Annotated in this window: 23 protein-coding genes; 8 read left to right on the forward strand and 15 right to left on the reverse strand. The window is 53.5% G+C overall.

What is annotated here, in order from left to right:
- Positions 1-4: 4 nt before the first annotated feature.
- From cdsA to rpsB, 7 genes are all read right to left on the reverse strand, one after another.
- Complete coding sequence (cdsA, locus tag ABU190_RS14360) at positions 5-862, reverse strand: phosphatidate cytidylyltransferase (protein WP_039078438.1); 858 nt, start codon at positions 860-862, stop codon at positions 5-7.
- A 12-nt stretch (positions 863-874) separates the two neighbouring features.
- The gene (gene ispU / locus ABU190_RS14365; protein ID WP_039078437.1) at positions 875-1,633 is read right to left on the reverse strand and encodes a (2E,6E)-farnesyl-diphosphate-specific ditrans,polycis-undecaprenyl-diphosphate synthase; all 759 of its coding nucleotides are present in this window, start codon (positions 1,631-1,633) and stop codon (positions 875-877) included.
- 183 nt (positions 1,634-1,816) lie between these two features.
- Positions 1,817-3,016, reverse strand: coding sequence for a 1-deoxy-D-xylulose-5-phosphate reductoisomerase (ispC, locus tag ABU190_RS14370; RefSeq protein ID WP_039078436.1), 1,200 nt, complete (start codon positions 3,014-3,016; stop codon positions 1,817-1,819).
- 95 nt (positions 3,017-3,111) lie between these two features.
- On the reverse strand, positions 3,112-3,669 hold the full coding sequence (frr, locus tag ABU190_RS14375) for a ribosome recycling factor (RefSeq protein ID WP_039078435.1): 558 nt from the start codon (positions 3,667-3,669) through the stop codon (positions 3,112-3,114).
- Between the two features lie 152 nt (positions 3,670-3,821).
- Positions 3,822-4,547, reverse strand: coding sequence for a UMP kinase (gene pyrH / locus ABU190_RS14380; protein WP_039078434.1), 726 nt, complete (start codon positions 4,545-4,547; stop codon positions 3,822-3,824).
- A gap of 146 nt (positions 4,548-4,693) precedes the next feature.
- Complete coding sequence (gene tsf / locus ABU190_RS14385; RefSeq protein WP_039078433.1) at positions 4,694-5,545, reverse strand: translation elongation factor Ts; 852 nt, start codon at positions 5,543-5,545, stop codon at positions 4,694-4,696.
- Between the two features lie 139 nt (positions 5,546-5,684).
- The gene (rpsB, locus tag ABU190_RS14390) at positions 5,685-6,410 is read right to left on the reverse strand and encodes a 30S ribosomal protein S2 (protein WP_039078432.1); all 726 of its coding nucleotides are present in this window, start codon (positions 6,408-6,410) and stop codon (positions 5,685-5,687) included.
- 377 nt (positions 6,411-6,787) lie between these two features.
- On the opposite strand from rpsB, the gene map reads away from it, so the two are divergent.
- The 4 genes from map (at position 6,788) to ABU190_RS14410 (ending at position 11,804) form a co-directional block, all read left to right on the forward strand.
- Positions 6,788-7,579, forward strand: coding sequence for a type I methionyl aminopeptidase (gene map / locus ABU190_RS14395; protein WP_039078431.1), 792 nt, complete (start codon positions 6,788-6,790; stop codon positions 7,577-7,579).
- Positions 7,580-7,762: 183 nt separating this feature from the next.
- A complete protein-coding gene (glnD, locus tag ABU190_RS14400; RefSeq protein ID WP_354691679.1) occupies positions 7,763-10,438 on the forward strand; it encodes a bifunctional uridylyltransferase/uridylyl-removing protein GlnD in 2,676 nt (891 codons plus the stop codon).
- 30 nt (positions 10,439-10,468) lie between these two features.
- The gene (dapD, locus tag ABU190_RS14405; RefSeq protein ID WP_354691680.1) at positions 10,469-11,293 is read left to right on the forward strand and encodes a 2,3,4,5-tetrahydropyridine-2,6-dicarboxylate N-succinyltransferase; all 825 of its coding nucleotides are present in this window, start codon (positions 10,469-10,471) and stop codon (positions 11,291-11,293) included.
- 121 nt (positions 11,294-11,414) lie between these two features.
- On the forward strand, positions 11,415-11,804 hold the full coding sequence (locus tag ABU190_RS14410) for a DUF3461 family protein (protein ID WP_039078428.1): 390 nt from the start codon (positions 11,415-11,417) through the stop codon (positions 11,802-11,804).
- 100 nt (positions 11,805-11,904) lie between these two features.
- On the opposite strand, the gene cdaR is transcribed toward ABU190_RS14410, so the two are convergent.
- The 3 genes from cdaR to dgt form a co-directional block, all read right to left on the reverse strand.
- On the reverse strand, positions 11,905-13,062 hold the full coding sequence (gene cdaR, locus ABU190_RS14415) for a DNA-binding transcriptional regulator CdaR (RefSeq protein ID WP_039078427.1): 1,158 nt from the start codon (positions 13,060-13,062) through the stop codon (positions 11,905-11,907).
- Between the two features lie 162 nt (positions 13,063-13,224).
- Positions 13,225-14,673: a serine endoprotease DegP gene (gene degP, locus ABU190_RS14420; RefSeq protein ID WP_039078426.1), complete on the reverse strand. Its 1,449-nt coding sequence runs from the start codon at positions 14,671-14,673 to the stop codon at positions 13,225-13,227.
- A gap of 135 nt (positions 14,674-14,808) precedes the next feature.
- On the reverse strand, positions 14,809-16,323 hold the full coding sequence (gene dgt, locus ABU190_RS14425; RefSeq protein WP_354691681.1) for a dGTPase: 1,515 nt from the start codon (positions 16,321-16,323) through the stop codon (positions 14,809-14,811).
- 108 nt (positions 16,324-16,431) lie between these two features.
- On the opposite strand from dgt, the gene mtnN reads away from it, so the two are divergent.
- Genes mtnN through ABU190_RS14440 form a run of 3 tightly spaced genes read left to right on the forward strand, consistent with a single transcriptional unit; the run spans position 16,432 to position 18,561 of the window.
- Positions 16,432-17,130: a 5'-methylthioadenosine/S-adenosylhomocysteine nucleosidase gene (mtnN, locus tag ABU190_RS14430; RefSeq protein ID WP_039078424.1), complete on the forward strand. Its 699-nt coding sequence runs from the start codon at positions 16,432-16,434 to the stop codon at positions 17,128-17,130.
- On the forward strand, positions 17,123-17,923 hold the full coding sequence (btuF, locus tag ABU190_RS14435; RefSeq protein ID WP_193795153.1) for a vitamin B12 ABC transporter substrate-binding protein BtuF: 801 nt from the start codon (positions 17,123-17,125) through the stop codon (positions 17,921-17,923). The genes mtnN and btuF overlap by 8 nt, the downstream gene beginning before the upstream one ends.
- Before the next feature lie 14 nt (positions 17,924-17,937).
- Entirely contained in the window at positions 17,938-18,561 is a 624-nt protein-coding gene (locus tag ABU190_RS14440) for a TRIC cation channel family protein (RefSeq protein WP_039078422.1), read from the forward strand.
- A 48-nt stretch (positions 18,562-18,609) separates the two neighbouring features.
- Here the strand turns inward: ABU190_RS14440 and erpA are convergent, their stop codons facing one another.
- Positions 18,610-18,954 carry an iron-sulfur cluster insertion protein ErpA gene (gene erpA / locus ABU190_RS14445; RefSeq protein ID WP_039078421.1) on the reverse strand — a complete coding sequence of 115 codons (345 nt, stop codon included), beginning with the start codon at positions 18,952-18,954 and terminating at the stop codon, positions 18,610-18,612.
- Positions 18,955-19,147: 193 nt separating this feature from the next.
- Here erpA and hemL point away from each other — a divergent pair, with 193 nt between their 5' ends.
- Positions 19,148-20,428 (forward strand): glutamate-1-semialdehyde 2,1-aminomutase, encoded by a 1,281-nt coding sequence (gene hemL / locus ABU190_RS14450; protein WP_125125295.1) that lies wholly within the window; start codon positions 19,148-19,150, stop codon positions 20,426-20,428.
- A 149-nt stretch (positions 20,429-20,577) separates the two neighbouring features.
- Here the strand turns inward: hemL and fhuB are convergent, their stop codons facing one another.
- From fhuB to fhuA, 4 genes are read right to left on the reverse strand one after another with little or no spacing between them, the layout of a single operon-like run.
- A complete protein-coding gene (gene fhuB / locus ABU190_RS14455) occupies positions 20,578-22,560 on the reverse strand; it encodes a Fe(3+)-hydroxamate ABC transporter permease FhuB (protein ID WP_354691682.1) in 1,983 nt (660 codons plus the stop codon).
- Positions 22,557-23,447 (reverse strand): Fe(3+)-hydroxamate ABC transporter substrate-binding protein FhuD, encoded by an 891-nt coding sequence (gene fhuD / locus ABU190_RS14460; protein WP_354691773.1) that lies wholly within the window; start codon positions 23,445-23,447, stop codon positions 22,557-22,559. Before fhuD ends, fhuB begins: the two co-directional genes overlap by 4 nt.
- Positions 23,447-24,244, reverse strand: a complete 798-nt coding sequence (gene fhuC, locus ABU190_RS14465) for a Fe3+-hydroxamate ABC transporter ATP-binding protein FhuC (protein WP_125125298.1) — start codon at positions 24,242-24,244, stop codon at positions 23,447-23,449. Before fhuC ends, fhuD begins: the two co-directional genes overlap by 1 nt.
- Positions 24,245-24,291: 47 nt before the next feature.
- Positions 24,292-26,541 carry a ferrichrome porin FhuA gene (gene fhuA, locus ABU190_RS14470; RefSeq protein ID WP_354691683.1) on the reverse strand — a complete coding sequence of 750 codons (2,250 nt, stop codon included), beginning with the start codon at positions 26,539-26,541 and terminating at the stop codon, positions 24,292-24,294.
- Positions 26,542-26,647: the final 106 nt, after the last annotated feature.

The raw sequence follows: 26,647 nt of genomic DNA on the forward strand, positions 1-26,647 counted from the left end.
TCCGTTAAATCGTCCTGAAAACCAGTAACAGCAGACAGGCAAATACAGGAACCGCCGCCGTCAGGCTGTCGATGCGGTCAAGTATACCACCGTGACCGGGGATTAAATGACCACTGTCTTTAATACCGGCTTCACGCTTAAACATGCTTTCCGTCAGATCGCCCAGCACCGAGGCCAGCGCCGCGATCACAGAACAGAGTAATAATGTTGATGGCGCAACCTCGAGATTTGCCCACGCACCATATCCCCAGGAAATAATTCCTGCGGTAAACAGGCCGCCAATAAAGCCTTGCCAGGTTTTTCCCGGTGACACCTTCGGTGCCAGCTTATGTTTACCAAACAGTTTGCCAAACATATACGCACCGGAATCTGCTCCCCATACAAGGATCATGATATACAGCAACCATAACGCCCCGCTGTAGTGATTATCAGCGTAATGCCATGACCGCAGCGCCAGCATACCCCAGAAAAAAGGAATAATTGTGAGAATGCCGAAAATCAACCGTATAGGTTTCGAATTACGCCAAATTGCTGCAGATGCAGGATAACCCAGCACCAGCACCAGAGCGATAACCCACCAGACAAGCGAAGCCCAAAGTGAAACCTCGACGACTGGCTGATGAATATTATGATGGTACTCCGGCAGCATAAACAACATCAATGCCAACACCAGCCCGCATAATACCGCCAGCCAGACACGCTGTGTCCGTGACGTAAAACCGCTCAGTTGTCCCCATTCCCATGCTGCCAGCATGCAAACGGCAAGCGTAACAATCGCAAAACCCACAGGCGGCAATAAGAACAATGCAGCAATGACAATGGGTATTAATACAAACGCAGAAATCAGGCGATACTTCAGCAAAAGCTACCCCCATCAGGCTTTGTCGCCACCTGGCTCGGTGCCGCCGAAACGACGCTCTCGATTGGCAAAGGCATGCAGCGCACCTTCAAAGTCTTGTTCATCAAAATCGGGCCAAAGAACATCCGTAAAGTAAAGTTCGGCATAGGCAATTTGCCAAAGTAAAAAGTTACTTATGCGATGTTCCCCACCCGTCCTAATCACTAAATCTACAGGTGCCAGTTCATGCATACAGATTTGCTGACTCAGCAAATCTTCATCAATTTGGTCAGGATGCAATACCCCTTCCTGAACCTGAACGGCCAATTGCCGTACTCCCTGTACGATATCCCAGCGTCCGCCATAATTCGCCGCGATATTTAGCGTCAGCCCCGTATTCTGGGCAGTCAACGCTTCCGCTTTACGAATACGCTCTTGCAGACGCGCGTTGAAACGGCTGGTATCACCAATAATGCGCAAACGCACATTATGTCGGTGCAGGCTCTTCACTTCACTGTCCAGCGCCCAGACAAATAATTCCATTAGTGCACTGACTTCTTGCGCCGGACGATTCCAGTTCTCACTACTGAACGCGTAAAGCGTTAACGCATCAATCCCGCTGTTGGCAGCAAAAGAAACGGCACGGCGGACTGATTTCGCACCCGCTCTGTGTCCAAATGCCCGTATCTTTCCTTGTCTTTTCGCCCAGCGACCATTGCCGTCCATAATGATTGCTACATGGCGACAGCCATGTGCTGGCAAATTTTCGCTCATTGGTTGATTCGCAGACAACATAACGCGTTTTAGTCCCTGAAAAGGATTTAGCGGTACTCAGGAATACAAAAGCCTTTACGCAAAAAAGCCGTGTCAACCACGGCTTCCCCTGACAGCCCGACATTAAACAGGCTGATGGATGGCGCAGACTATATCACCGAAGCCCAACGCTAACAAATAGCATGACTGTTAGTGGCTGGATTATCACCAGCTTGCGAAGCGCGTCACTTGTTTTTGCGCTACGTCACGTGCAAGCCGATCTACAGCCAATACATCATCAATACTTTGTGGTTCGCTTAATACCATCTGTTCCAGAACAGACAGATTCAGCGCAGCAATATCCGTAAAACGGATAGCGGAAGCCAGAAATGCTGACACCGTTACCTCATTAGCCGCATTCAGCGCCGTCGTCGCTGCCTGCCCCTGCGCAAACGCATCTATCGCCAGTTTCAGGCAGGGGTAGCGGTCATAATCAGGTGCGGCAAAACTCAACGCGCTCAATTTACAAAAATCGAGGGCATTGGCGCCGGAGGGCACACGTTCAGGCCAGGCCATAGTATGTGCAATCGGTGTACGCATATCCGGTTCACCAAGCTGCGCTAAAACACTGCCGTCCTGATAACGCACCATGGAGTGGATCACCGATTGCGGGTGAATAAGCACTTCCATCTGGCGGGCAGAAGCGTTGAATAACCAGCGCGCTTCAATGTATTCCAGACCTTTGTTCATCATGGTGGCGGAGTCAACGGAGATCTTTCGCCCCATCGACCAGTTCGGATGACGACATGCCTGATCCGGCGTCATCGAGGCCAGTTCGGACATAGGCGTTTCACGGAACGGGCCACCAGACCCGGTAAGCAGAATAGACGAAACGCCATTCTGCTCTAAATCAGCGTACCCCAGGTTTTGTTGGATTGTTTCCGGTAAACTCTGAAAAATAGCGTTATGTTCGCTATCCACCGGGAGGAGCTGCGCCCCGCTCTCTTTCACTGCGTCCATAAAAAGACGTCCGCAGGTCACCAGCGACTCTTTATTGGCAAGCAGCACGGTTTTACCCGCGCGGATAGCCGCAAGCGTAGGCACAAGGCCAGCAGCACCAACAATCGCCGCCATCACCTGGTCGACATCATCGAGCGCAGCCATCTCACAGGCCGCCTGCTGACCACTCATGACCTGCGTCGGGCAGCCCTGTTGCTGTAATTCAGCTTTTAGCTGACGCGCACTGGCTTCATCGTCCATCACCGCAAAACGCGGGGTGAACTCCAGGCATTGTTCCACCATACGGGTAACATTTTTACCCGCAACCAGGGCAGTAATGGAAAAGCGATCGGGATTGTGGCGAACCACATCGAGCGTGCTGCAACCAATAGAACCTGTTGAGCCCAGAAGGGTTAAATGCTTCATGAAACGCTCACAATATTGTGCAGATTAAAAGCAAAACGCCGCCAGCAAAGCCCCCTTGGCGGCTCTCTGTACGGCGTTTTTCGTCGGTTTTCGAATCAGAACTGCATCAGTTCTGCTTCTTTATCCGCCAGCGCCGCATCGACTTTTTTGATTGCAGCGTCAGTCAGTTTCTGCACGTCTTCCTGAGAACGACGGTCATCATCTTCACTGATTTCTTTATCTTTCAGCAGCGCTTTAACTTTATCGTTCGCATCACGACGTACGTTACGAACAGCAACGCGCGCTTGTTCAGCTTCGCCACGAACAATTTTGGTCAGGTCTTTACGACGTTCTTCAGTCAGCGGCGGCAGCGGAACACGAATGTCGGTCCCGGCGGAGCTTGGGTTCAGACCGAGGTCGGACGCCATAATGGCTTTCTCAACGGCCGGGCCCATAGAACGATCGAACACGTTGATTTTCAGCGTACGGGAGTCTTCTACCGTTACGTTCGCCAGCTGGCGCAGCGGCGTCGGAGTACCGTAATACTCAACGACGATACCATCCAGAAGGCTCGGGGAAGCACGGCCAGTGCGCACTTTGCTGATTTGGGTTTTGAATGATTCTACGCATTTTTCCATGCGCACTTCAGCATCTTTTCTGATATCGCTAATCACGTTACGAATCCTTGAAATCTTGTCTCAGGCAAACCATACGCCACTTGAGTGGTTAGTATAGTCTCGTTCAGTACAAGGCACCGTGAAGATGCCCGACAGAACTGCTAAATAAATTAAGGCGGAATCTTACCCTTATTTGTTGCTTACGGGAATTATTCCGTAATCAAAGTGCCTTCATTTTCGCCCATTACCACACGACGCAACGCGCCCGGCTTGTTCATGTTGAACACGCGGATAGGTAATTTATGGTCGCGGGCCAGGGTAAAGGCGGCAAGATCCATTACTTTCAGTTCTTTATCAAGAACTTCGGTATAACTGAGCTGATCGTACATGGTCGCAGCCGGATCTTTTGCCGGATCGGCAGTAAACACGCCATCAACCTTGGTGGCTTTCAGTACGACATCCGCTTCTATCTCAATGCCGCGCAGGCAGGCAGCGGAATCAGTCGTAAAGAACGGGTTACCCGTACCGGCACTAAAGATCACAACACGATTGTTACGCAGCAGACTGATCGCCTCAGCCCAGCTGTAATTGTCACACACACCGTTCAGCGGAAATGCGGACATCAGGCGGGCATTCACATAGGCGCGATGCAGCGCGTCGCGCATTGCCAGGCCATTCATGACCGTAGCCAGCATGCCCATGTGGTCACCCACCACGCGGTTCATACCCGCTTTCGCCAGGCCAGCCCCACGGAACAAGTTACCGCCACCAATTACCACCCCAACCTGAACACCCAGTTCAACAAGTTCTTTGATTTCTTGCGCCATGCGGTCAAGGATGCTTGCATCAATACCGAAACCTTCGGAACCCTGCAGGGCTTCGCCGCTCAGCTTAAGCAGAATGCGTTTATAGACGGGTTTTGCATTGGTAGCCATGTTTCTTTCCTGAGACTGTCAACAATTAGACGGGTTTAAATCCGGCGATATGATACGTCGCCTGTCAGCGCAAACACTATAGCGATTGGCTGATTTTACTCTGACGGGAACAAAAAGAAGCCGCCCTCAGGCGGCTGCTTTAATAATTAAGACTGCTTGGACATTGCAGCAACTTCTGCTGCGAAGTCAGTCTCAACTTTCTCGATACCTTCGCCCACTTCGAAGCGGATGAAGTTAGTCACGTCAGCGCCCTGCTCTTTCAGCAGTTGGCCAACGGTTTTGCTCGGATCCATAACGAAAGGCTGACCCGTCAGAGAAACTTCGCCGGTGAATTTCTTCATGCGGCCTTCAACCATTTTCTCAGCGATTTCTTTCGGTTTGCCAGACTGCATGGCGATGTCCAACTGAACCTGGTACTCTTTTTCTACCACTTCAGCAGACACATCTTCCGGCTTAACGAATTCTGGTTTGCTTGCAGCGATGTGCATAGCCAGCTGTTTAACCAGCTCTTCGTCTGCGCCTTTAGCCGCAACCAGAACACCGATACGTGCGCCGTGCAGGTAAGAACCCAGCACTTCGCCTTCCAGGGAAGCAACACGACGGATGTTGATGTTCTCACCGATTTTAGCAACCAGCGCTACACGTTCTTCTTCGAACTGTGCTTTCAGAACTTCAACGTCAGTGATTTTGCCTGCAACAGCTGCGTCCAGAACTTTGTTAGCAAATGCCTGGAAACCACCGTCTTTCGCAACGAAGTCAGTCTGGCAGTTAACTTCCAGAATGATACCGTAGGTGCCGTCGATCTTGGTGATGATCACGCCGTCAGCAGCAACGTTGCCTGCTTTTTTCGCAGCTTTGATTGCACCAGATTTACGCATGTTTTCGATTGCCAGCTCGATGTCGCCGTTAGCTTCAGTCAGTGCTTTTTTGCAATCCATCATGCCTGCGCCAGTACGTTCACGCAGCTCTTTTACCAGGGATGCGGTAATTTCAGCCATTCTTTATTCCTCGGGAGAATTTGACCTGCCCGGTTCGAAGAACCGCACAGATATGAAAGTAAAAAAGGGGCCTGAGACAGGCCCCCTAACCAAACTTGTAACTACCTGGTTAATAAGGGCTCTAAAAGAGCAAACCTTATTATTCAGCTTCTACGAAGCTTTCTTCCGCTTGGGTAGCCAGATCCTGAGAACGGCCTTCACGGACGGTCGCAGCAACAGCATTCAGGTACAGGGTCACAGCACGGATTGCATCGTCGTTACCCGGGATAACGAAATCAACGCCATCTGGATCAGAGTTGGTATCAACGATAGAGAATACCGGGATACCCAGGTTGTTCGCTTCTTTGATAGCAATGTGCTCATGGTCAGCATCGATAACGAACAGTGCGTCCGGCAGGCCGCCCATGTCTTTGATACCGCCCAGGCTGTTTTCCAGTTTCTCAAGCTCACGAGTACGCATCAGCGCTTCTTTCTTGGTCAGCTTGTCGAAAGTACCGTCCTGAGACTGAGTTTCCAGGTCTTTCAGACGTTTGATGGACTGACGAACGGTTTTCCAGTTAGTCAGCATGCCGCCCAACCAGCGATGGTTCACGAAGAACTGATCGCAGCTGTTTGCAGCTTCTTTTACCGCTTCGCTTGCAGCGCGTTTAGTACCAACGAAAAGGATTTTACCTTTACGAGAAGAGATCTTGTTCAGTTCAGCCAGAGCTTCGTTGAACATCGGTACAGTTTTCTCAAGGTTGATGATGTGAACTTTGTTACGCGCGCCGAAGATGAAAGGCTTCATTTTCGGGTTCCAGTAACGGGTCTGGTGACCGAAGTGAACACCAGCCTTGAGCATGTCGCGCATGGAAACAGTTGCCATGGTAAAAACCTCTATAGATAAAGTTGGGGTTAAGCCTCCACGTATCCCATATTACCGACCCCGAAGGGCACCCCGGAATATGTGCCGATACGTGTGTGTTATTACACAAAGTGAGATTTGGTCGCCTCAGTTCCGAAGAGGAACGGAAGTCCGGCGCGCTTTATACCATAAACAGGCGTCAGACTCCAATAATTGTTGGCGTTACGCACGGTACTGAACGATGAATTTCCTGTTACAGGAGGCATTGCAGTACACGGGCGGTACGAAAGACGAAGTTCAGAATGATTCTCAATTTGGCACAGGACTCGTCAGACTGTTACCATTGACAGCACTTAGACTAGTATTGTCGAAAAATTCGACGCTGATGGACAGAATTCATGGCTATCTCAATAAAGACCCCAGAAGAAATTGAAAAAATGCGCATCGCCGGCCGTCTCGCCGCCGAAGTGCTGGAAATGATCGAACCGTACATTAAGCCCGGCGTAAGCACCGGTGAGCTGGATCGTATCTGTAATGACTATATCGTTAACGAACAGCATGCCATCTCCGCCTGCCTTGGCTATCACGGCTTCCCGAAATCCGTTTGCATATCTATTAATGAAGTGGTTTGCCACGGCATTCCGGACGATGAAAAACAGCTTAAAGATGGCGATATCGTCAACATCGATGTGACGGTGATTAAAGATGAGTACCATGGCGATACGTCGAAAATGTTTATCGTCGGCAAACCCACTATTTTGGGCGAGCGTCTGTGCCGTATCACTCAGGAGAGCCTCTATCTGGCGCTGAGAATGGTGAAACCTGGCATCCGTCTGCGTACCCTCGGTGCAGCCATTCAGAAATTCGTGGAAGCGGAAGGTTTCTCTGTCGTCCGTGAATATTGCGGGCACGGTATTGGTCGCGTTTTCCACGAAGAGCCGCAGGTACTGCACTACGATGCGGATGACGGTGGCGTAGTGCTGCAGGCCGGTATGACCTTCACCATTGAACCGATGGTGAACGCAGGCGATTACCGTATTCGTACCATGAAAGATGGCTGGACGGTAAAAACCAAAGACCGCAGCCTTTCCGCACAATACGAGCATACGATTGTGGTTACCGATACAGGGTGCGAAATTCTCACCTTGCGTAAAGATGACACTATCGACGCTGTGTTAACCGCCGCTTGATAGTATTTAACGGTCCGCGTCGCGGGCCGTTGTTTTCTCCCCCCGCCCTGCTCTACGTCATAGATATAAACGACTTTTCATTTCTCGTTATCTCTTCTAATTTGTCGCATATGTCTTCGCATCCCGAACGCTCTCTGGTTCGGCTATGTCGCGTCCTGCCTTCAACTTATGGGTGGCCTGTTAATGAGCAATACATTTTCTGAACAATTCATCAGTACGGTGAAACCCACCCTTCCGGGTCAACCGGACTATCCCGGGAACTGGCCACAGGACGAACTGAATTGCGCCTCCATCAAGGCGCATATCGATACATTTCAGCAATGGCTGGGGCATGTTTTTGACGCAGGCCTTTCTGCCGAACAACTGATAGAAGCTCGCACGGAATTTATCGATCAGCTCCTGCAACGCCTGTGGCTGGAGTATGGTTTCGGCGACATCGGCGATACCGCGCTGGTTGCCGTGGGGGGCTACGGTCGCGGCGAGCTGCACCCGCTGTCGGATATCGACCTCCTTATTTTGAGCCGCACGAAATTGCCTGACGAGCAGGCACAAAAAATCGGTGAACTGCTCACGCTTTTATGGGATGTGAAGCTGGAAGTTGGTCACAGCGTGCGTACGCTCAGCGAGTGTCTACAGGAAGGGCTTTCCGATTTAACGGTCGCCACCAACCTGATTGAATCCCGCCTGTTAATTGGCGATGTTGCCCTGTTTCTTGAACTGCAAAAGCATATTTTCAGCGAAGATTTCTGGCCATCGGAAAAATTCTTCCCGGCAAAAGTGGCCGAACAAAATGAGCGCCACCAGCGTTATCACGGCACCAGCTACAATCTGGAGCCCGATATCAAAAGCAGCCCTGGCGGCCTGCGCGATATCCACACCCTGCAATGGGTCGCACGTCGCCATTTTGGCGCAACGTCCCTGGATGAGATGGTTGGGTTTGGCTTTTTAACCGAAGCCGAACGCAACGAGCTTAACGAGTGTTTGCACCTGCTATGGCGTATTCGCTTCGCCCTGCACCTTGAACTCAACCGCTATGACAACCGTCTGCTATTTGACCGCCAGCTCAGCGTTGCTCAACGCCTGAATTACGTCGGTGAGGGGAATCAACCGGTCGAACATATGATGAAGGATTTCTTCCGCGTCACTCGTCGCGTGACCGAACTGAACCATATGCTGTTACAGCTCTTTGATGAAGCGATTTTGGCGCTCACCGAAGATGAAAAGCCGCGCGCCATTGATGATGAATTCCAACTACGCGGCACGCTGATTGACCTGCGCGATGACAATCTGTTTATCCGCGAGCCGCAGGCCATTCTGCGTATGTTCTACATCATGGTGCGTAACAGCAGTATCACCGGTATCTATTCGACCACCTTGCGCCATCTGCGCCATGCGCGACGCCATCTGACGCAGCCGTTGTGCTATATCCCCGAAGCGCGGTCAATATTTCTTAGCATGCTCCGTCATCCCGGAGCCGTGAAGCGTGGCCTGCTACCGATGCATCGCCATAGCGTTTTGTGGGCTTATATGCCGCAGTGGTCGCACATTGTCGGGCAAATGCAGTTCGACCTGTTCCATGCCTATACCGTAGACGAGCACACCATCCGGGTAATGCTGAAACTGGAAAGTTTCGCCAGCGAAGAGACGCGTCAGCGCCATCCGCTTTGCGTGGAACTGTGGCCGCGCCTGACGCATCCCGAGCTTATCCTGATCGCTGCGTTGTTCCACGATATCGCCAAAGGACGCGGGGGCGACCATTCCGTGCTTGGCGCACAGGATGTGCTGAAATTCGCCGAATTACACGGTCTCAACTCCAGGGAAACACAACTGGTTGCCTGGCTGGTGCGTCACCACTTGCTGATGTCTGTCACCGCACAACGCCGTGATATCCAGGATCCTGAGGTGATCAAACAGTTCGCCGAAGAAGTGCAAACAGAAAACCGTCTGCGCTTCCTGGTGTGCCTGACAGTGGCTGATATTTGCGCCACCAATGAAACCCTGTGGAATAGCTGGAAGCAAAGCCTGCTACGCGAACTCTATTTCGCCACGGAAAAACAATTGCGTCGCGGCATGCAAAACACGCCGGATATGCGCGAACGCGTGCGGCACCATCAGCTCCAGGCGCTGGCGCTGCTGCGTATGGACAATATAAATGAAGAGCAACTGCATCAGATTTGGGGACGCTGTCGCGCCAACTACTTCGTCCGCCACAGTCCAAACCAGCTTGCCTGGCACGCGCGGCATCTGTTGCAACACGACCTGAGTAAGCCATTGATCCTGCTCAGCCCGCAGGCCACGCGCGGCGGTACGGAGATTTTTATCTGGAGTCCGGACAGGCCTTATTTGTTTGCCGCCGTCTGCGCCGAGCTGGATCGGCGCAACCTGAGCGTACACGACGCACAGATTTTCACGACCCGTGATGGCATGGCGATGGATACGTTTATCGTCCTGGAACCAGACGGTAGCCCACTGTCGCCGGATCGTCATGACGCCATCGGGTTTGGCCTGGAACAGGCGATTACACAGCCCAGTTGGCAGGCACCGCAGCCGCGTCGTCAACCGGCCAAGTTGCGCCACTTTACCGTCGATACGGAAGTGAATTTCCTGCCGACGCATACAGACCGAAAAAGTTTCCTGGAACTCATCGCGCTGGATCAGCCAGGGCTGCTGGCCCGCGTGGGCAAAGTGTTTGCGGACCTTGGTATTTCGCTGCACGGGGCAAGAATTACGACAATTGGTGAGCGAGTAGAAGATTTATTTATAATCGCGACTGCCGACCGGCGTGGCCTTAATAATGAGCTGCAAAAGGAGGTACAACAACGGTTGACAGAGGCCCTCAATCCAAACGATAAAGGGTGACGTGTTTTTTTATATGGAAAGAGTTTAACAATGCAGCAGTTACAGAACGTTATTGAAGCCGCTTTTGAGCGTCGCGCAGAGATCACCCCGGCAAACGCAGATACCGTTACCCGTGAAGCGGTTAACCAGGTTATTGCCCTGTTAGATTCCGGCGCGCTGCGCGTCGCAGAGAAAATTGATGGTCAGTGGATCACTCACCAATGGCTGAAGAAAGCCGTGCTGCTCTCTTTCCGCATTAACGATAATAAAGTTATCGAAGGTGCGGAAAGCCGCTACTTCGATAAGGTACCGATGAAGTTCGCCGACTACGACGAAGCGCGTTTCCAGAAAGAAGGCTTCCGCGTTGTGCCACCCGCGGCGGTGCGTCAGGGCGCGTTTATTGCCCGTAACACCGTGCTGATGCCGTCTTATGTGAATATCGGCGCTTACGTCGACGAAGGCACAATGGTCGATACATGGGCGACTGTCGGTTCATGCGCGCAGATCGGTAAAAACGTTCACCTCTCTGGCGGTGTCGGGATTGGAGGTGTTCTGGAGCCATTACAGGCGAATCCGACCATTATCGAAGATAATTGCTTTATCGGCGCACGTTCCGAGGTAGTAGAAGGTGTTATTGTTGAAGAAGGTTCGGTGATCTCCATGGGCGTGTACATTGGACAGAGTACGCGTATTTATGACCGCGAAACGGGCGAAGTTCATTATGGCCGCGTACCAGCGGGTTCAGTTGTTGTTTCAGGCAACCTGCCGTCTAAAGACGGTAAATACAGCCTGTACTGCGCTGTCATCGTGAAAAAAGTCGATGCCAAAACGCGTGGTAAAGTCGGCATCAACGAACTGCTGCGCACCATCGACTAAGTCATACCCTCTCCTGATTCGGGAGAGGGTGACATATCCCGCCTTTTTTGCATTTCCAGGTGGCGAAAATAGATTTTTTCGTTAATTATTCATAGGTTATGTTGAGCTTAAGGGTACCGCTATGTACGATAATCTGAAAAGTTTAGGCATCACCAATCCTGATGAAATCGATCGCTACAGCCTTCGTCAGGAAGCAAACAACGACATTCTGAAAATCTATTTCCACAAGGACAAAGGCGAGTTTTTTGCGAAAAGCGTAAAGTTTAAATATCCTCGTCAGCGCAAAACGGTGGTCGCGGATGGTATCGGTCAGGGATACAAAGAGGTGCAGGAGATCAGTCCAAACCTGCGCTACGTGATCGACGAGTTAGATCAAATCTGTCAGCGTGATCGGACAGATGTGGATCTGAAACGGAAGATCCTGGACGATCTCCGCCATCTGGAAAGCGTTGTCGCGAATAAGATCAGCGAAATTGAATCCGATCTGGAAAAACTGACGCGCAATAAATAATGCGGGGGTGACGCATTCTGATGCCCTCACCCCGTCCCTCTCCTGGCTGGAAAGGGCGCAAACACTAAAAAGGCAACTCAGGTTGCCTTTTTGCTTTCATTTACCGCTGTTCATCCAGTTGCAGCGCCACATAGAGCAGCAACCTGTCGTCAAAGTTCCCCAGATCCAACCCGGTGAGTTCAGAAATACGGTTCAGACGATATTCCAGCGTATTGCGATGAATAAACAACGCCTTTGACGTCGCCAGCGGCTGAACATTGTGGCGGAACCATGCGGAAAGCGTACGGCGCAAAAGACCATTATTATCCATCGCCTTGAGACGCTGCAGCGGGCGGGAAAGCTCATTCGCCTGCCAGCCTCCGCGTAAACTGTCGAGCAGCACCGGCAGCATCAAATCCTGATAGAAGTAACTACGGCTTTCCGGCATGCGCTGTTTCCCCACCATCATGGTGGTGCGCGCAGTACGGTAGGAACGAGCGATACTGCCCGGCCCGGTAAAGTAGTTACCCAGCGCAACACGGAAACGCAACTGACCGTTCTCTTTCATACGCTGAATCAGTTGCTCAACGCGCTTACGATGATCTTCGGCATCCCAGCGACCAAACTGATTCAGTGCCGGTTTAAGCACGACCATTTCGGTCAACGAGACAATCGCAATAAGATTGTTACGCTCAGGCGTGGTCAGGGCATTTTGCAGTTGCTGGAGTTCCGCCATCGCGCTGTCTACCCCCAACTGCCCGCTATCGACCTCCACCACGGCAACCACACGCGGCTGATTTAAATCGATACCCAGACGCTGTGCCCATTCGGTGAGTGCTGGGGTATGCTCTTCTGCCTGAATCAGGTTCATTACCAGCTCTTCACGCAGACGACTGTCCTGAGCCAGCAGATGCATCAGCCGGGATTGTTCCAGCATCATCTCGGCGGTCATGCACACCAGCTCGCCATATTTGCGCAACGACTCTGGCTCACCCGTCAGACCAATAACGCCGACGATTTCCCCTTCCAGACGCAACGGCAAGTTGATGCCCTGACGGACCCCATGAAGGTGACGGGCCACCGCATCATCGATATCCACCACGCGCCCTTGCGCCAGCACAAGCAACGCGCCTTCGTGCAATTCCCCAATTCGCTCGCGATCGCCGCTACCAATAATGCGGCCACGAGCATCCATCACGTTAATGTTTGTATCTATGATGCGCATAGTGCGCGCCACGATATCCTGCGCCATTTTAGTATCAAGATGCCAGCCAGCCATGTAACCCTCCCGTGAGCAGAGCACAAGCATATGGGAGATAATTACGGTGCGCACTGTGCAAATGCACAAAGCAGGCGGTGGAAGTATGGAGTTGTGGAAGGCCTCACAAAATCTGAGGAGAGCGCCCTCTTCTCCCGAATGGAAGAAGAGGGCTTAAGCGGGTTACTGCATCAGCAGATAGATTGAAGTATCACCACGCTGAATATTCAAAGCAAGGACCGAAGGCTTGCTGTCGATGATTTTGCGCAACTCGCCAAGGTTTTTCACCGGTTGCTGGTTAGCCCCCACGATGATATCCCCTTTCTTAAGACCAATGCGCGCAGCAGGCGTGTTGGCTTTCACCACGTTCACGACAACGCCCTCATCTTTACCATTGTTGCTCATTTCAGCGCCTTCAATGCCGCTGAAAATATTGCCGGACTCGACCTGATTCTGGCTGCTTTGCTGCAGTTCAAGGCTCACATTCACAGGTTTACCGTCGCGAACCAGACCCAGTTGCACTTTGCTGCCGATAGGCATAGAACCCACTTCCGCACGCAGCGCGGCGAAGCTGCTGATTGGTTTGCCATTCAGCGAAGTAATCACATCACCGGCTTTCACACCTGCTTTCGCAGCCGCAGAATTTGGCATGACCTGGCTGACAAAGGCACCACGCTGCGCATCGACTTTCATCGCTTTCGCCAGCTCAGAGTTCAGTTCAGTACCCATGATACCCAGTTCGCCACGACGTACCTGACCATACTGCACCATTTGCGCCGTCAGGTTTTTCACCATATTACTTGGGATAGCAAAGCCGATACCGATGTTGCCGCCATCCGGAGCGAGGATGGCGGTATTGATACCGATCAGTTCGCCATTCAGGTTAACCAGCGCACCGCCGGAGTTACCCCGGTTGATCGCCGCATCGGTCTGGATAAAGTTTTCATAGTTTTCCGCATTCAGGCCGCTGCGACCCAGCGCAGAGACAATACCTGAGGTCACGGTTTCACCCAGGCCAAACGGGTTACCGATAGCCACGGTATAATCACCGACGCGCAGAGCGTCAGAGTCAGCCAGCTTAATAGCCGTCAGGTTTTTCGGATCCTGAATTTGCACCAGTGCGATATCGGAACGCGGGTCTTTACCAACGATTTTGGCATCGAATTTACGGCCATCGCTCAACTGAACTTTAATAGAGGTCGCATTATCCACCACGTGGTTGTTTGTCACGACATAGCCTTTGGCCGCGTCAATGATGACACCGGAACCCAGGGCCATAAATTTCTGTTGCTGAGCGCCATCACCCCCGGGGCCACCCTGCCCGCCCGGAGCACCACCGCCCTGACAAAAAGGCGAACTCTGGAAGGGGGAACCGTCCTGGCAGAACGGGGAATTATCACCGAAGAACTGCTGGAAATTACGCGGCATACGCGGCGTATTAACCGTGGTGCTGCCTTCTACGTTAATACTTACAACGGATGGCATGACCTGTTCCAGCATGGGCGCCAGGCTTGGCATCTGCTGCGAAGTCGACACCGATGAGGCGGTTTCAGCAGCCATCACGGAAACAGGGGACAGCGCCAGGCTTAAAGCCAACGCCAGTGCACTCATTGCTAAAGTCGTTTTTTTCATGTCTCTCAATCTCTTTACTGGTAACGCAAACGGCTGTGTATGTATCACTCAGAGTCGCTTTATAGCGTGAAGTTCCGGGATTAAGTTTTTGGAAAAAGTAAAAATTTATTGTCCGTCTTTACAATTCCCAACCGATTATTCCACCGCCATCAAGCGGCGGTATTCATCCCATGCATATAAATCTGTCATTCCGCTGATATAGTCCTGGATGAGCCGACAACGGTGATAATATTCCATTATCGCGAAGTCTGTCCCTTCCCGGGATAATTTGCTCACAGCTTCAACGTAAGCCAGTCGATGGCGCGTAGATAACTTCTGGAACAAGCGTGATTCAATCGGTAAACGTCGCACGCGATCTTTTTCCACAAGCTCTGAAAAATCCGCCAGCGATAATTGCAGTAGCGGACGATAAATCTCCAGCAGCCCACTGATTACGCGATATCCCTGTAACTCCAGTTGTTCAACATCGGGATGACTAAACACCTCTTTAATGGCGACATTTTTATAAAGTTCAAGGAGCTGGCTATAATCGCTGTCATCTTCCAGCAGGGCGTGATTGAATTCTCCGCTGAATATTTGCGGTAGGTTTTCAATAAATCGCTGCGCGGCATAAGGCACAAGTTTATTTAAGGTATTTACACGTAAATACATAAAGAACTGATCTTCGGCGCTGCGGCTTAATGAATTTGCGCGGGATTTCTCCCAGGCGTTCTCCACTACCTGAGAGAACAACGAACCTTTACTGTGTTCTCCCCAGGCGTCATAGAGATGCTGATAGAGTTGCTCTGCGGTAAAAATGCGCTTTTCCACCGCATCTTCAAGGTCAGCAACACAATAGGAAATATCATCAGCGGCTTCCATTATCCAGGTCAGTGGGAAACGACTGTAAGTATCGAGTTCAAGTTCTTTACGCAGCCGGGCGACATACGTCTCTTCGGAAAAATAAAAACCCGGCTTTTTCATTAAATAACTGTGGGTGGATGGCGGTGGACCACTCCACCAGGCAGGCCGGGTATATTTTAAAATACAGCCCACCTGTGCCCAGGTCAGATTCATGCGCATCAGGGTGTGAACCAGACGAATACCCTGCGCATTTCCTTCAAAATGGCTGAGATCCTGGCGCACCTTACGGCGTAGCGCATTGAGGGCGTCTTCCCCCTCCCGCAGACGTAACGCCACCACTTCGCAGCGATCGTCCGTCAGTGGCTGGCTGGCAGCATCCTCTGGCGCCAGACGCTGACGAAACCAGTCATTGATTGCCGCCTCGCCAAAATGACCAAATGGAGGATTACCAATGTCGTGCATCAGGCACGCCATCTCAACAATGCTTTCAAAGGGCCCGGTAAGTTCATCCAGGCCATAGGTTTCAAGCAGACGAAGCTCTTTCAGGCGGCTTAACACTTCTTTAGCGATGTAACGCCCAACCTGCTGCACTTCCAGCGAATGGGTCAACCGCGTGCGCACCGCCGCGTTACGTTCCAGGGGGAAGACCTGCGTTTTTTGCTGCAGACGGCGAATCGCCGCCGAGTTGATTATCCGACCGCGATCGCTTTCAAAAATGCGCAGGATTTCGCGCTCAGTTTTCACGCCCTGTGGCGAACGGTAGCGACGATGCCAGTTTATTTTTTTGCGAAAATCGATCTCAGCCATTTCCTCTCCTGTCAGCGAGGCGTCACGGGGTATCATGCAATTGTGTATGCCATGATAGACTATGCCCTGTAAACGTAACCCTGTCTTATCACATTAGCGAGTATCTCCATGAAAATTGGCATTATTGGTGCAATGGAAGAAGAAGTTACGCTGTTGCGTGACAAAATCGAAAATCGTCAGACGCTGACCATTGGCGGCTGTGAAATTTACACCGGTACGCTGAATGGTACAGAAGTCGCCCTGCTGAAATCTGGCATCGGCAAAGTGGCCGCCGCAATGGGCGCAACACTGCTGCTGGAACGCTGCAAGCCGGATGTGATTATCAATACAGGTTCCGCTGGTGGTCTGGCGTCAACCCTGAAAGTCGGCGATATCGTGGTCTCTGACGAAGCACGCTATCACGACGCAGACGTCACAGCATTTGGCTACGAGTTCGGCCAGTTGCCCGGTTGCCCGGCTGGCTTTAAAGCAGATGAAAAACTGGTTACTGCGGCAGAAAGCTGCATTAAACAGCTCAATCTGAACGCGGTTCGCGGTCTGATTGTCAGCGGTGATGCCTTTATTAACGGCTCCGTGGGTCTGGCCAAAATTCGCCATAACTTCCCGCAAGCCGTAGCCGTTGAAATGGAAGCAACCGCTATTGCGCATGTCTGCCATAACTTTGGCGTACCCTTTGTGGTGGTGCGCGCCATCTCCGACGTGGCCGACCAGCAATCCCACCTGAGCTTTGATGAGTTCCTCGTGGTTGCCGCGAAACAGTCCAGCCTGATGGTTGAGACACTGGTGCAGAATCTGGCACGTGGCTAAACACCTGTTCAGGGCGCTGGCCGCCCTGCTTATTTTTGCTTCGGCGTGGCTTAGCGCCGCGCCGCGCGTGATCTCCCTTTCTCCTGCAAATACGGAAATGGCCTTTGCCGCTGGCATCACGCCTGTGGGCGTCAGCAGCTATTCAGACTTTCCCCCTGAGGCGAAAAAAATCGAGCAGGTTGCCACCTGGCAAGGGCTGAACATCGAGCGGATTGTGGCGTTAAAACCCGACGTCGTTCTCGCCTGGCGCGGCGGCAATGCGGAACGTCAGGTCGATCAACTGGAACGGCTGGGTATCAAGGTGCTGTGGCTGGATTCGGTAACCATCGAACAAGTCGCAGAATCTTTAGCCGGGCTCGCACAATACAGCCCACACCCCAAACAAGCACAGCAGGCCTCCACTGAGCTGCTGGCCCAGTATCAGGCACTGAAAAAACAGTATGCCGGGCAGACGAAAAAACGGGTGTTTCTGCAGTTTGGCGGAGAACCGCTTTTCACCAGCGGCAAAGGCTCGCTGCAAAACGAAGTGCTGGAACTGTGCGGAGGCGAGAATATCTTTGCCGCCAGCCGGGTTCCCTGGCCCCAGGTAAGCCGTGAGCAAGTGCTGGCGCGCGAACCCCATGCGATCGTGGTAGCAGGAAATGTGAGCGAAATTCCTAAAATCGAACAATTCTGGCACAAACAGCTCGATATTCCGGTCATTCCGCTAACCAGCGACTGGTTTGAGCGCGCCGGTCCGCGTATTATCCTCGCCGCTCAACAACTCTGCCCTGCCCTGGCGCAGGTGAAATAACCGGGGATTAAACCATGCTCGTCTACTGGCTGGATATTGTCGGTACCGCTGTTTTTGCCATCTCAGGTGTGCTGCTTGCCGGAAAGCTACGGATGGATCCTTTTGGTGTGCTGGTATTAGGCGTGGTAACCGCCGTCGGTGGCGGCACGATCCGCGATATGGCGCTCGCCCATGGCCCTGTATTCTGGGTGAAAGATCCGACCGACCTGGTGGTGGCAATGGTCACCTGCATGCTGACGATTTTGCTGGTTCGCCAGCCAAGGCGTCTGCCGAAGTGGGTGCTGCCAGTGCTTGATGCCGTCGGGCTGGCCGTGTTTGTCGGTATTGGGGTAAACAAAGCGTTTATGGCTGGCACCGGGCCGCTGGTCGCAACGGGTATGGGGGTGCTGACCGGTGTTGGCGGTGGGATTATTCGTGATGTGCTGGCACGCGAAGTACCGATGATCCTGCGAACGGAAATCTACGCCACCGCTTGTATCATTGGCGGCATTGTCCATTCAACAGCGGCTTACTCTTTTGATGTGCCGCTGGAAAACGCCGCGATGCTTGGAATGGTGGTCACATTGGGCATTCGCCTTGCCGCCATACGCTGGCATCTCAAGCTGCCGACATTCGCGCTGGATGAGAATGGCAGATAGCAAAAAGCCGTGTCACTGACACGGCTTTTTTGTAGCATCCGAAAGGGATCAGATGCTGAATGAGGATCCGCAACCGCAGGTGCTTGTTGCGTTCGGGTTGGTCACCACAAAACGGGAACCTTCCAGACCTTCGGTATAATCAACCGAACCACCCACCAGATATTGCAGGCTCATCGGGTCAACAACAAGGCCTACGCCCTGTTTCTCAATGGTCATGTCGCCATCGTTGATCTGGTCGTCAAACGTGAAGCCATACTGGAAGCCACTGCAACCGCCGCCCGTAATGTAGACACGCAGTTTCAGGTTCGGATTGTCTTCATCCGCAATCAGGTTTTTCACTTTACTGGCTGCTGCGTCGGTAAACTGCAGCGGCAGCGCTACATCGTCACTCATTTTTCGCTCCCATTCATACTGCGATCTGGGCAAATAATAACCCGATCATTTTGGCTATTATCTATTACCCTGGTTATTCGTTCAAGTATTCTCCCTCTGGGGTGGCTATCCTTTCCGTGCGCAATACTTTTATCCTCTTCCAGGAATCCCTTAGAATAAGCCCCATTGTTTTTAACAAACCAGGAACGATTTCATGAGTAAGTCAGAAAACCTCTACAGCGCCGCACGCGAACTTATCCCCGGCGGCGTTAACTCGCCGGTACGCGCCTTCACCGGCGTAGGAGGCACGCCGCTGTTTATTGAGCGCGCTGACGGCGCTTACCTCTACGACGCCGATGGCAAAGCTTACATTGATTACGTCGGCTCCTGGGGTCCGATGGTGCTGGGTCACAACCATCCGGCTATTCGCAATGCGGTAATTGAAGCCGCCCAGCGCGGTCTGAGTTTTGGCGCGCCGACCGAGATGGAAGTGAAAATGGCCGAACTGGTGACTCAACTGGTACCGACCATGGATATGGTGCGTATGGTGAACTCGGGTACCGAAGCCACCATGAGTGCGATTCGTCTGGCTCGCGGTTTTACCGGTCGCGACAAGATTATCAAATTTGAAGGCTGCTACCACGGTCACGCAGACTGCCTGCTGGTCAAAGCGGGATCCGGCGCATTGACGCTGGGCCAGCCAAACTCTCCGGGCGTGCCGGCGGATTTCGCCAAACATACCCTGACCTGCACCTATAACGATCTGTCGAGCGTCCGCGACGCTTTCGAGCAATATCCGCAGGATATCGCCTGCATCATCGTTGAACCGGTCGCGGGTAACATGAACTGTATTCCGCCGAAAGATGACTTCCTGCCGGGCCTGCGCGCGCTCTGTGATGAGTTCGGCGCGTTGCTGATTATCGACGAAGTGATGACCGGCTTCCGCGTCGCGCTGGCGGGGGCGCAATCTTACTATGACGTCACGCCGGACCTGACTTGCCTGGGTAAAATCATCGGCGGCGGAATGCCGGTGGGCGCATTTGGTGGCCGCCGCGACATTATGGAAGCCCTGGCGCCGACAGGCCCGGTCTATCAGGCCGGTACACTTTCCGGCAACCCCATTGCCATGGCCGCTGGTTATGCCTGCCTGACCGAAGTGTCGCAAGTGGGCGTGCATGAAACCCTCAATGATCTGACGGCATTGCTGGCAGATGGCTTGATTGATGCGGCGCGCGGCCAGGGTATTCCACTGGTGGTCAACCATGTAGGCGGCATGTTCGGTCTGTTCTTTACCGATGCGCCGGAAGTGACCTGTTATCAGGATGTGGTGGCCTGCGATGTGGAACGCTTTAAGCGCTTCTTCCATCTGATGCTTGAAGAGGGTGTCTATTTTGCACCGTCAGCCTTCGAAGCAGGTTTTATGTCCATCGCGCATAGCGAAGAAGATATCCGCAATACGGTTGATGCAGCACGCCGCGTGTTTGCGAAACTGTAATTTCTGACGAGACAGGTGTCGCCTTGCGTGGTACCTGTTCAGTCAGAATCGTAGCCCGGAGAAGGCGCTTGCGCCGTCATCCGGGACACGCCCTGGTGGCGCAACGCTTACCGGGGCTACACATCAGGGCCGCACCGGCGACCCACCGATTATCGGCTCTGCTTTCTCAGTAAATAGATAAAATACGGCGCGCCGATAAAGGTCGACAGCAGTCCTGCCGGGACCTGGTAGGGGAACATCATCATCCGCCCGCACCAGTCGGCAAACACCAACAGAAGCCCCCCCGTCAGCGCAGACATAACGATATGCGGCATGGTACGGCGAAAACCCATCATACGCGCGATATGCGGTGCCATAAGGCCGATAAAACTCAGCGGGCCAATGGTCATCGTTGCGGTTGCCGTTAACGCCGCCGCCAGCAGCAATAGCCCAATACGTGATGTGGTCAACGCCATCCCCACCGAACGCGCCGTATCACCGCCCAGCGGCAATACCGTCAGCCAGCGACGACATAACGGCACCAGCGCCAGGAGCACGACCATCATCAGGCCCGTACGCATCACCTGCTCAAAGGTTGCGTGATAGGTCGAACCGGAAATCCACGTCAGGATCTTCGCCATACGCGGATCGCCGCTTGCCTGCAACATCATCAACAGCATGGTGAACGCGGTACTGAGCGCCATCCCGGCCAGTAGCATACGGTGTGGCGAAAAGCCCCCGCGACCGGCGGCAATCAGAATGATCAGCAGCGTAATGGCCGCACCGAGACTGCCGGCTGGCATCAGCCAGCCAAACGCATTCCCCGGCACGAAGAACAGCATGACCACAACACCGAAGGCCGCTCCGGAGCTGATCCCCAGCACTTCCGGGCTTGCCATCGGGTTCCCCGTCAGGCGCTGAATAATACACCCGGCTACCGCCAGCATGATCCCGGCGGTCAGCGCGGCGATAATCCGTGGCAAACGCCACTGCATTAGATCGTCAAGCATCGTACCGCTAATCCAGCGCCAGCCTTCCGCGTCGCGTCCGAACGAAAGAGCCACCAGTACGCCCAGTAACAATACAACCAGCCCGGCCAGCGCAAACCATTGCACGTTCTGCCGTTCCGTGGGGACATTGTCCCCGACATCCATCGAAGGTGCGCTCATGCTACGCAAACGCGGCAGCAGCCACAGTAACAGCGGCGCGCCAATCAACGCCGTCATAGATCCTGTGGAGACCTCTCTCCATACGCGGGCGAGCCACAGGATAAGCTGGTCAGATAGCCAAAGAATCAGGGCGCCAATCAGGGGGGCAAGCATCAGACGCGCCAGCAGACGCCGCGCACCGAGCATTTTCGCCAACAAAGGTGCAAACAGGCCGATAAAGCCGATAATCCCGACCGCATTCACCAGCAGTGCACTGAGTACGATCGCAAGCGTAAGCGCAGCCAGACGCGCCATTGATAACGCGAGACCAAGATTGCGGGCAACGCCATCATCCAGCCCCATCAGCGTTAATGGTCGCAGCAACAGCAGGGTGAGCACCACGCCGCCGATCAGCTGCGGCCACAGGCGCTGCACGCCGCTCCAGTCGGTCTGGGTAAGCGTACCGGTGCTCCAGAGGAACATACTTTGCAGCGCATCGTGGTGGAAAATCACCAATAACTGGTTGACCGCCCCGCAGTAGAGGCTCACCACCAGCCCTGCCAGAATGAGCGTCACCGGAGAAAGCCGTTTGCCCCAGGCAACCCCAAACACCAGCGCGCCAACCACACAGGCGCCGGCCAGCGCGGCAAACTGCGTGGTCAACGCGCCCGGAAGCGCCCAGAGCGTGACGACGGTGATGCCCAGTTGCGCGCCGGTAGAGACCCCGAGCGTTGTAGGTTCTGCCAGCGGGTTACGTAAGACCTGCTGGAACAGCACCCCCACCAGCCCCAGGCCAGCCCCGACTAACAGCGAAATCACCAGTCGTGGCAGCAGGCTGTAATGGAACAGCATCTGTTCAATCACATCAACGTTGGGCGAAAAGAGCGCCTGTCCCCACTGTACGCGAGGAAGTGCGGCATTCAAATTCAGCCAGGTTAGCCAGGCGCCAGCAATGAATAATACTGCCAGTAGCAGGCCCGGCAGTAACGCAAACGGTCTTCTCATGCTTTGCCCCCGAGTGCGTTATCCAGAACACGCACAAAGTGCATGGCAGAGAGCGTCGCGCCATAGAACCAGACAGCAGGTACGCGCTGGAATCGGCCCGCGCGAACAAAGGGCATCGCCTGCCACAGCGGGGTCGCCATCAACTTACGCATATCAGCATCATTACCGTGGTCAAAACAGAGAACATCGACGTCTTTATACATCGCCAGGCGATCAATCCCCACGGCGGTGCTCCCCCAGAACGAGGTTTCCCCCTGCCAGGCGTTTTGAATACCAAACTCATCCAGGACTTCCTGGAACAGGCAGTTGCGGGTAAAGACCAGCATGTGGCGTGCATCCAGCAGCGTCATCATCAGCAACGGGCGTTCGCCACGCGGTCTGAAGTGCAGTTTTCTATCGGCAATAAAGCTATCGAAGGTATCCAGATGCGCTTTCGCCGCCGCTTCCATATGGAACAGTTGTGCCATCTCGTTGAGGGATTTTCTTGCCGTCGCCAGCGGTTTCTTACCGTCGCTAAAATTGAACCCCTGCCCCGGCGCGATTCTCGCCAGTACATCGGCAGAGGGGCCATAGCCGGCAGACCAGACCAGGAAAGAAGGTTTCATCTGCGTAAGCAGTTCCAGATTGGGCTCAGTGCGCAGCCCAACGTCAATCACCCCGGCGGGGAGCGCAGGCTCATTCACCCACAGATTGTAATTGGGAATATCGGCAATGCCGTAAGGTTTAATCCCCAGCGCCAGCAGCAGTTCGACTGGCAGCCACTCCAGACCGACAATCCGCTGCGTATCGATTTCCGCGGCCTGCGCGCTGCGCATCTGCCACAGCAAAGGAGAGAGCGCCATCATCGTCAACAGGCGACGACGGCTAATCAGGTTCAGGCCATCCATCAATAGACAAAGCTCACCGGGGCAGCACCTGACGGGTGAGGAAGAATCCCCATCGGGATACCGTAAATTTGTTCGAGAGTCTCCGCGCGCATGAGTGTATCCGGGGTCCCCTGGGCAATCATTTCACCGGCGCGTAATGCGACAAGGTAATCGCAATAGCGCGCCGCCATATTGATATCGTGTAACACGGCAATTACCGTCAGCCCGCGCTGCTGGCTTAAACGATGCACCAGCGCCAGCACGTCCACCTGATGAGCGATATCCAGTGCCGAGGTCGGTTCATCCAGTAGCAGACAACGGCTATCCTGTGCCACCAGCATGGCAATCCATGCACGCTGACGTTCGCCGCCGGACAGGCTATCAACCAGACGATGCGCCAGTGGTTTGAGTCCAACCAGCGCTATCGCCTCTTCCACTTTCTCTCTGTCAGCCACACCAAAACGGCCCAGCGCGCCATGCCACGGATACCGACCAATCGCCACCAGTTCACGTACCGTCATCCCTTCTGCCTGCGGCAACTGCTGCGGCAGATAGGCCACCTTACGGGCAAAGGATTTACTGCTCCAACTTGCCAGCGGCTGTCCGTCGAGCAGAACATCTCCCTGCGAAGGCGGTTGATGACGCCCCAGCATTTTCAGCAGTGTGGATTTCCCTGAACCGTTATGCCCGATAAGGCCAGTGACTTTGCCAACCGGAAAGGTCAGAGAAAGGGGATGCAGCAGCGTGCGGCCAGGCACACTGAATGTGACGTCGGTGAGTTGAAACGTGGTATCGGGAAGCGCGTTGTTTTCCTGCATGAGTGCCAACTTTTAAAAGGGCACGGCGAACCGTGCCCGAAGAGAGATTAGAAGCGGAAGGTTGCTGTCGCCACCACCTGGCGCTCAGCCCCCCAGAAGCAACCATAGGTATTAAAGCAGCTTGCGACGTACTCGCGATCGAACAGGTTGTTCACATGTAACGCCACATTCGAGCCCGTCAGGCCTACACGCGCCAGATCGTAACGCACCAGTGCGTCAACTAACGTGTAGCTCCCCACTTTGAAAGAGTTCGCCGGGTCGCCCTGGCTGGAACCGGTAAAGCGAGCGCCGGTACCCAGCGTCAGACCAGAGAGCGCGCCATCAAAGATGGTGTAATCGCCCCACAGAGATGCCATGTGTTTTGGCACCTGGGCAGGCGTGTTGCCTTTGTAGTTGGTATCGGTAGTGTACTCAGCGTCGGTATAGGTATAAGAACCGACCACATTGATGCTGGCAGAGAGTGCCGCTTTCGCTTCAAGCTCAACGCCGCGCGCACGGATTTCACCGCCTTCAACCGAGTAGAAAGATCCTGCCGGATCGCCCATCAGGTTGTTGGTTTTGGTCAACTGATACACTGCACCGGTCAGCACAATCGGACGATCTTTTGGTACGTATTTCACACCCGCTTCGTACTGTTTACCTTTAGACGGTGCGAAAATCTTGCCATTCTGGCCCGTCGTGGATGCCGGTTCGAAGGATTCGCTATAGCTAAAGTATGGCGTTACACCATTGTCGAACAGGTAGTTAACGCCACCGCGCCAGGTGAACTGCTTATCGTCACGGGTGGTTTGTATGCCAGTGGTACGGGTCAGGGTTTCCTGCTTCGCCCAGTCATAACGCCCCCCGAGGGTGACCAGCACTTTGTCCCACTGCGCCTGATCCTGCGCATACACACCGGTCTGTTTCTGTTTATTCAGCACCTGATAAGGACCTGAGTTAGTCAGATCTTTGGTGCCGAAATCGAAATCAGAAGAGACAGGGTTGTAGAGATCCAGCAACGGAACAGAGTTGTCATAACCGAACCAGGAGTCGATATCATTACGCATACGCATAAAGTCAACGCCAGTCAGCAGGGTATGATCTACATCGCCAGTGGCGAATTTGCTCTGCAACTGAGTATCCACAGTGAACGTCTGCAGGCGTTCGCTATCAACGACGTATTTACGTGCCAGATAGTGGCCTTTATCCGCTGCAGAGAGCGCATTACAGCTAGCGTTAAAACCATTGGCTGAATCTGAGCAGACGCCGTAACCATAGACGCTATTCTGCGCGACTTTGTTTTCCGCGTAACGCAGGTTCTGGCGCAGCGTGAAGGTATCGTTAAAGCCATGTTCGAAGCTGTAACCCACCATTTTCTCATTACGGGAATAGGTGTTGTTCTTCGCGCCTTCGTTGAAGTCGGTCGGCAGACGGGAGCCATTTGGCAGCGGCTGAACGGTCCCCTCTTTCGGTAACCAGCCGTAATAACCGGTATCCGGTTCGTTCTGGAAATAAGAGAGGAATGTGAAGTTCGTTTTGTCATCAGGACGCCAACTGAAAGACGGCGCAATGGTGTAGCGCTGCTCTTTTGCCCCTTCCTGTTGGGCGTTAGCGGAGCGCGCCAGACCGGTCAAACGATAAGAATAAACGCCATCGTCATCCAGCGCGTCGCTAAAATCAAAACCTGTCTGGTACAGGTTATCGGTGCCCATCTTGAACTGCACTTCATACAGTGGCGTCGTTGTCGGACGTTTACTGACCATGTTCAGTAACCCACCCGGGCTGCTCTTACCGTACAGCACAGAAGCCGGACCGCGCAGGATTTCAGCACGTTCGAGCATGTAAGGATCAATCACCGCGTCGTTATAGAAGTTGCCCTGCATCTTCATACCGTCGAGGTAGTTATTCTGGCTCTGACCATCTGCGGCAAAACCACGAATAACAAGATAGTCATAGGTGTTGGATGCACCACGCGTCCCCACGGCGACACCCGGCGTGTAACTCAGCGCTTCCTTCACGGACTTCGGCTGATGCAGGGCCATCTCTTCGCTGGTTACCACAGAGATCGACTGCGGGGTCTTCTCTATCGGGGTGTCGGTTTTGGTCCCCGTCGCAGAGTGGCGCGCGGCAATCGTCGCCGCCGGGCCCCAGGCATTTTCCTGCCCCGCCGTGCTGCTGGAGGTTACGGTAACGGTTTCTTCAGGTTGGGTTGTTGCAGCCTGTGCATAGACAGACATGCCGCTAACCGCTGTGGCTACAACTACTGCGAGTTTACGCAGTGAGGTGTTGACTGGCTGAGCAGTTTTTAGACGCGCCATTGTTTGTTCTCTGACAATGAGTGAATGATAACGTAAACGATAATTATTATTATGACGGCAGCATAATATGCGAAGCGCCGACCGCATAGCAAGCGCTAAGCGGCCC

The sequence above is a fragment of the Phytobacter sp. RSE-02 genome (assembly GCF_040578655.1).
GTDB classification, from domain to species: Bacteria; Pseudomonadota; Gammaproteobacteria; order Enterobacterales; family Enterobacteriaceae; genus Phytobacter; species Phytobacter diazotrophicus.

Coding starts and splice junctions, on each gene's coding strand:
- map (WP_039078431.1), top strand. CDS start 6,788: ATGGCTATCTCAATAAAGACCCCAGAAGAAATTGAAAAAATGCGCATC.
- hemL (WP_125125295.1), top strand. CDS start 19,148: ATGAGTAAGTCAGAAAACCTCTACAGCGCCGCACGCGAACTTATCCCC.
- ispC (WP_039078436.1), bottom strand. CDS start 3,016: ATGAAGCATTTAACCCTTCTGGGCTCAACAGGTTCTATTGGTTGCAGC.
- fhuC (WP_125125298.1), bottom strand. CDS start 24,244: ATGCAGGAAAACAACGCGCTTCCCGATACCACGTTTCAACTCACCGAC.
- dapD (WP_354691680.1), top strand. CDS start 10,469: ATGCAGCAGTTACAGAACGTTATTGAAGCCGCTTTTGAGCGTCGCGCA.
- fhuD (WP_354691773.1), bottom strand. CDS start 23,447: ATGGATGGCCTGAACCTGATTAGCCGTCGTCGCCTGTTGACGATGATG.
- dgt (WP_354691681.1), bottom strand. CDS start 16,323: ATGGCTGAGATCGATTTTCGCAAAAAAATAAACTGGCATCGTCGCTAC.
- fhuB (WP_354691682.1), bottom strand. CDS start 22,560: ATGAGAAGACCGTTTGCGTTACTGCCGGGCCTGCTACTGGCAGTATTA.
- degP (WP_039078426.1), bottom strand. CDS start 14,673: ATGAAAAAAACGACTTTAGCAATGAGTGCACTGGCGTTGGCTTTAAGC.
- ABU190_RS14410 (WP_039078428.1), top strand. CDS start 11,415: ATGTACGATAATCTGAAAAGTTTAGGCATCACCAATCCTGATGAAATC.
- cdaR (WP_039078427.1), bottom strand. CDS start 13,062: ATGGCTGGCTGGCATCTTGATACTAAAATGGCGCAGGATATCGTGGCG.
- rpsB (WP_039078432.1), bottom strand. CDS start 6,410: ATGGCAACTGTTTCCATGCGCGACATGCTCAAGGCTGGTGTTCACTTC.
- mtnN (WP_039078424.1), top strand. CDS start 16,432: ATGAAAATTGGCATTATTGGTGCAATGGAAGAAGAAGTTACGCTGTTG.
- ABU190_RS14440 (WP_039078422.1), top strand. CDS start 17,938: ATGCTCGTCTACTGGCTGGATATTGTCGGTACCGCTGTTTTTGCCATC.
- glnD (WP_354691679.1), top strand. CDS start 7,763: ATGAGCAATACATTTTCTGAACAATTCATCAGTACGGTGAAACCCACC.
- tsf (WP_039078433.1), bottom strand. CDS start 5,545: ATGGCTGAAATTACCGCATCCCTGGTAAAAGAGCTGCGTGAACGTACT.
- pyrH (WP_039078434.1), bottom strand. CDS start 4,547: ATGGCTACCAATGCAAAACCCGTCTATAAACGCATTCTGCTTAAGCTG.
- fhuA (WP_354691683.1), bottom strand. CDS start 26,541: ATGGCGCGTCTAAAAACTGCTCAGCCAGTCAACACCTCACTGCGTAAA.
- erpA (WP_039078421.1), bottom strand. CDS start 18,954: ATGAGTGACGATGTAGCGCTGCCGCTGCAGTTTACCGACGCAGCAGCC.
- ispU (WP_039078437.1), bottom strand. CDS start 1,633: ATGTTGTCTGCGAATCAACCAATGAGCGAAAATTTGCCAGCACATGGC.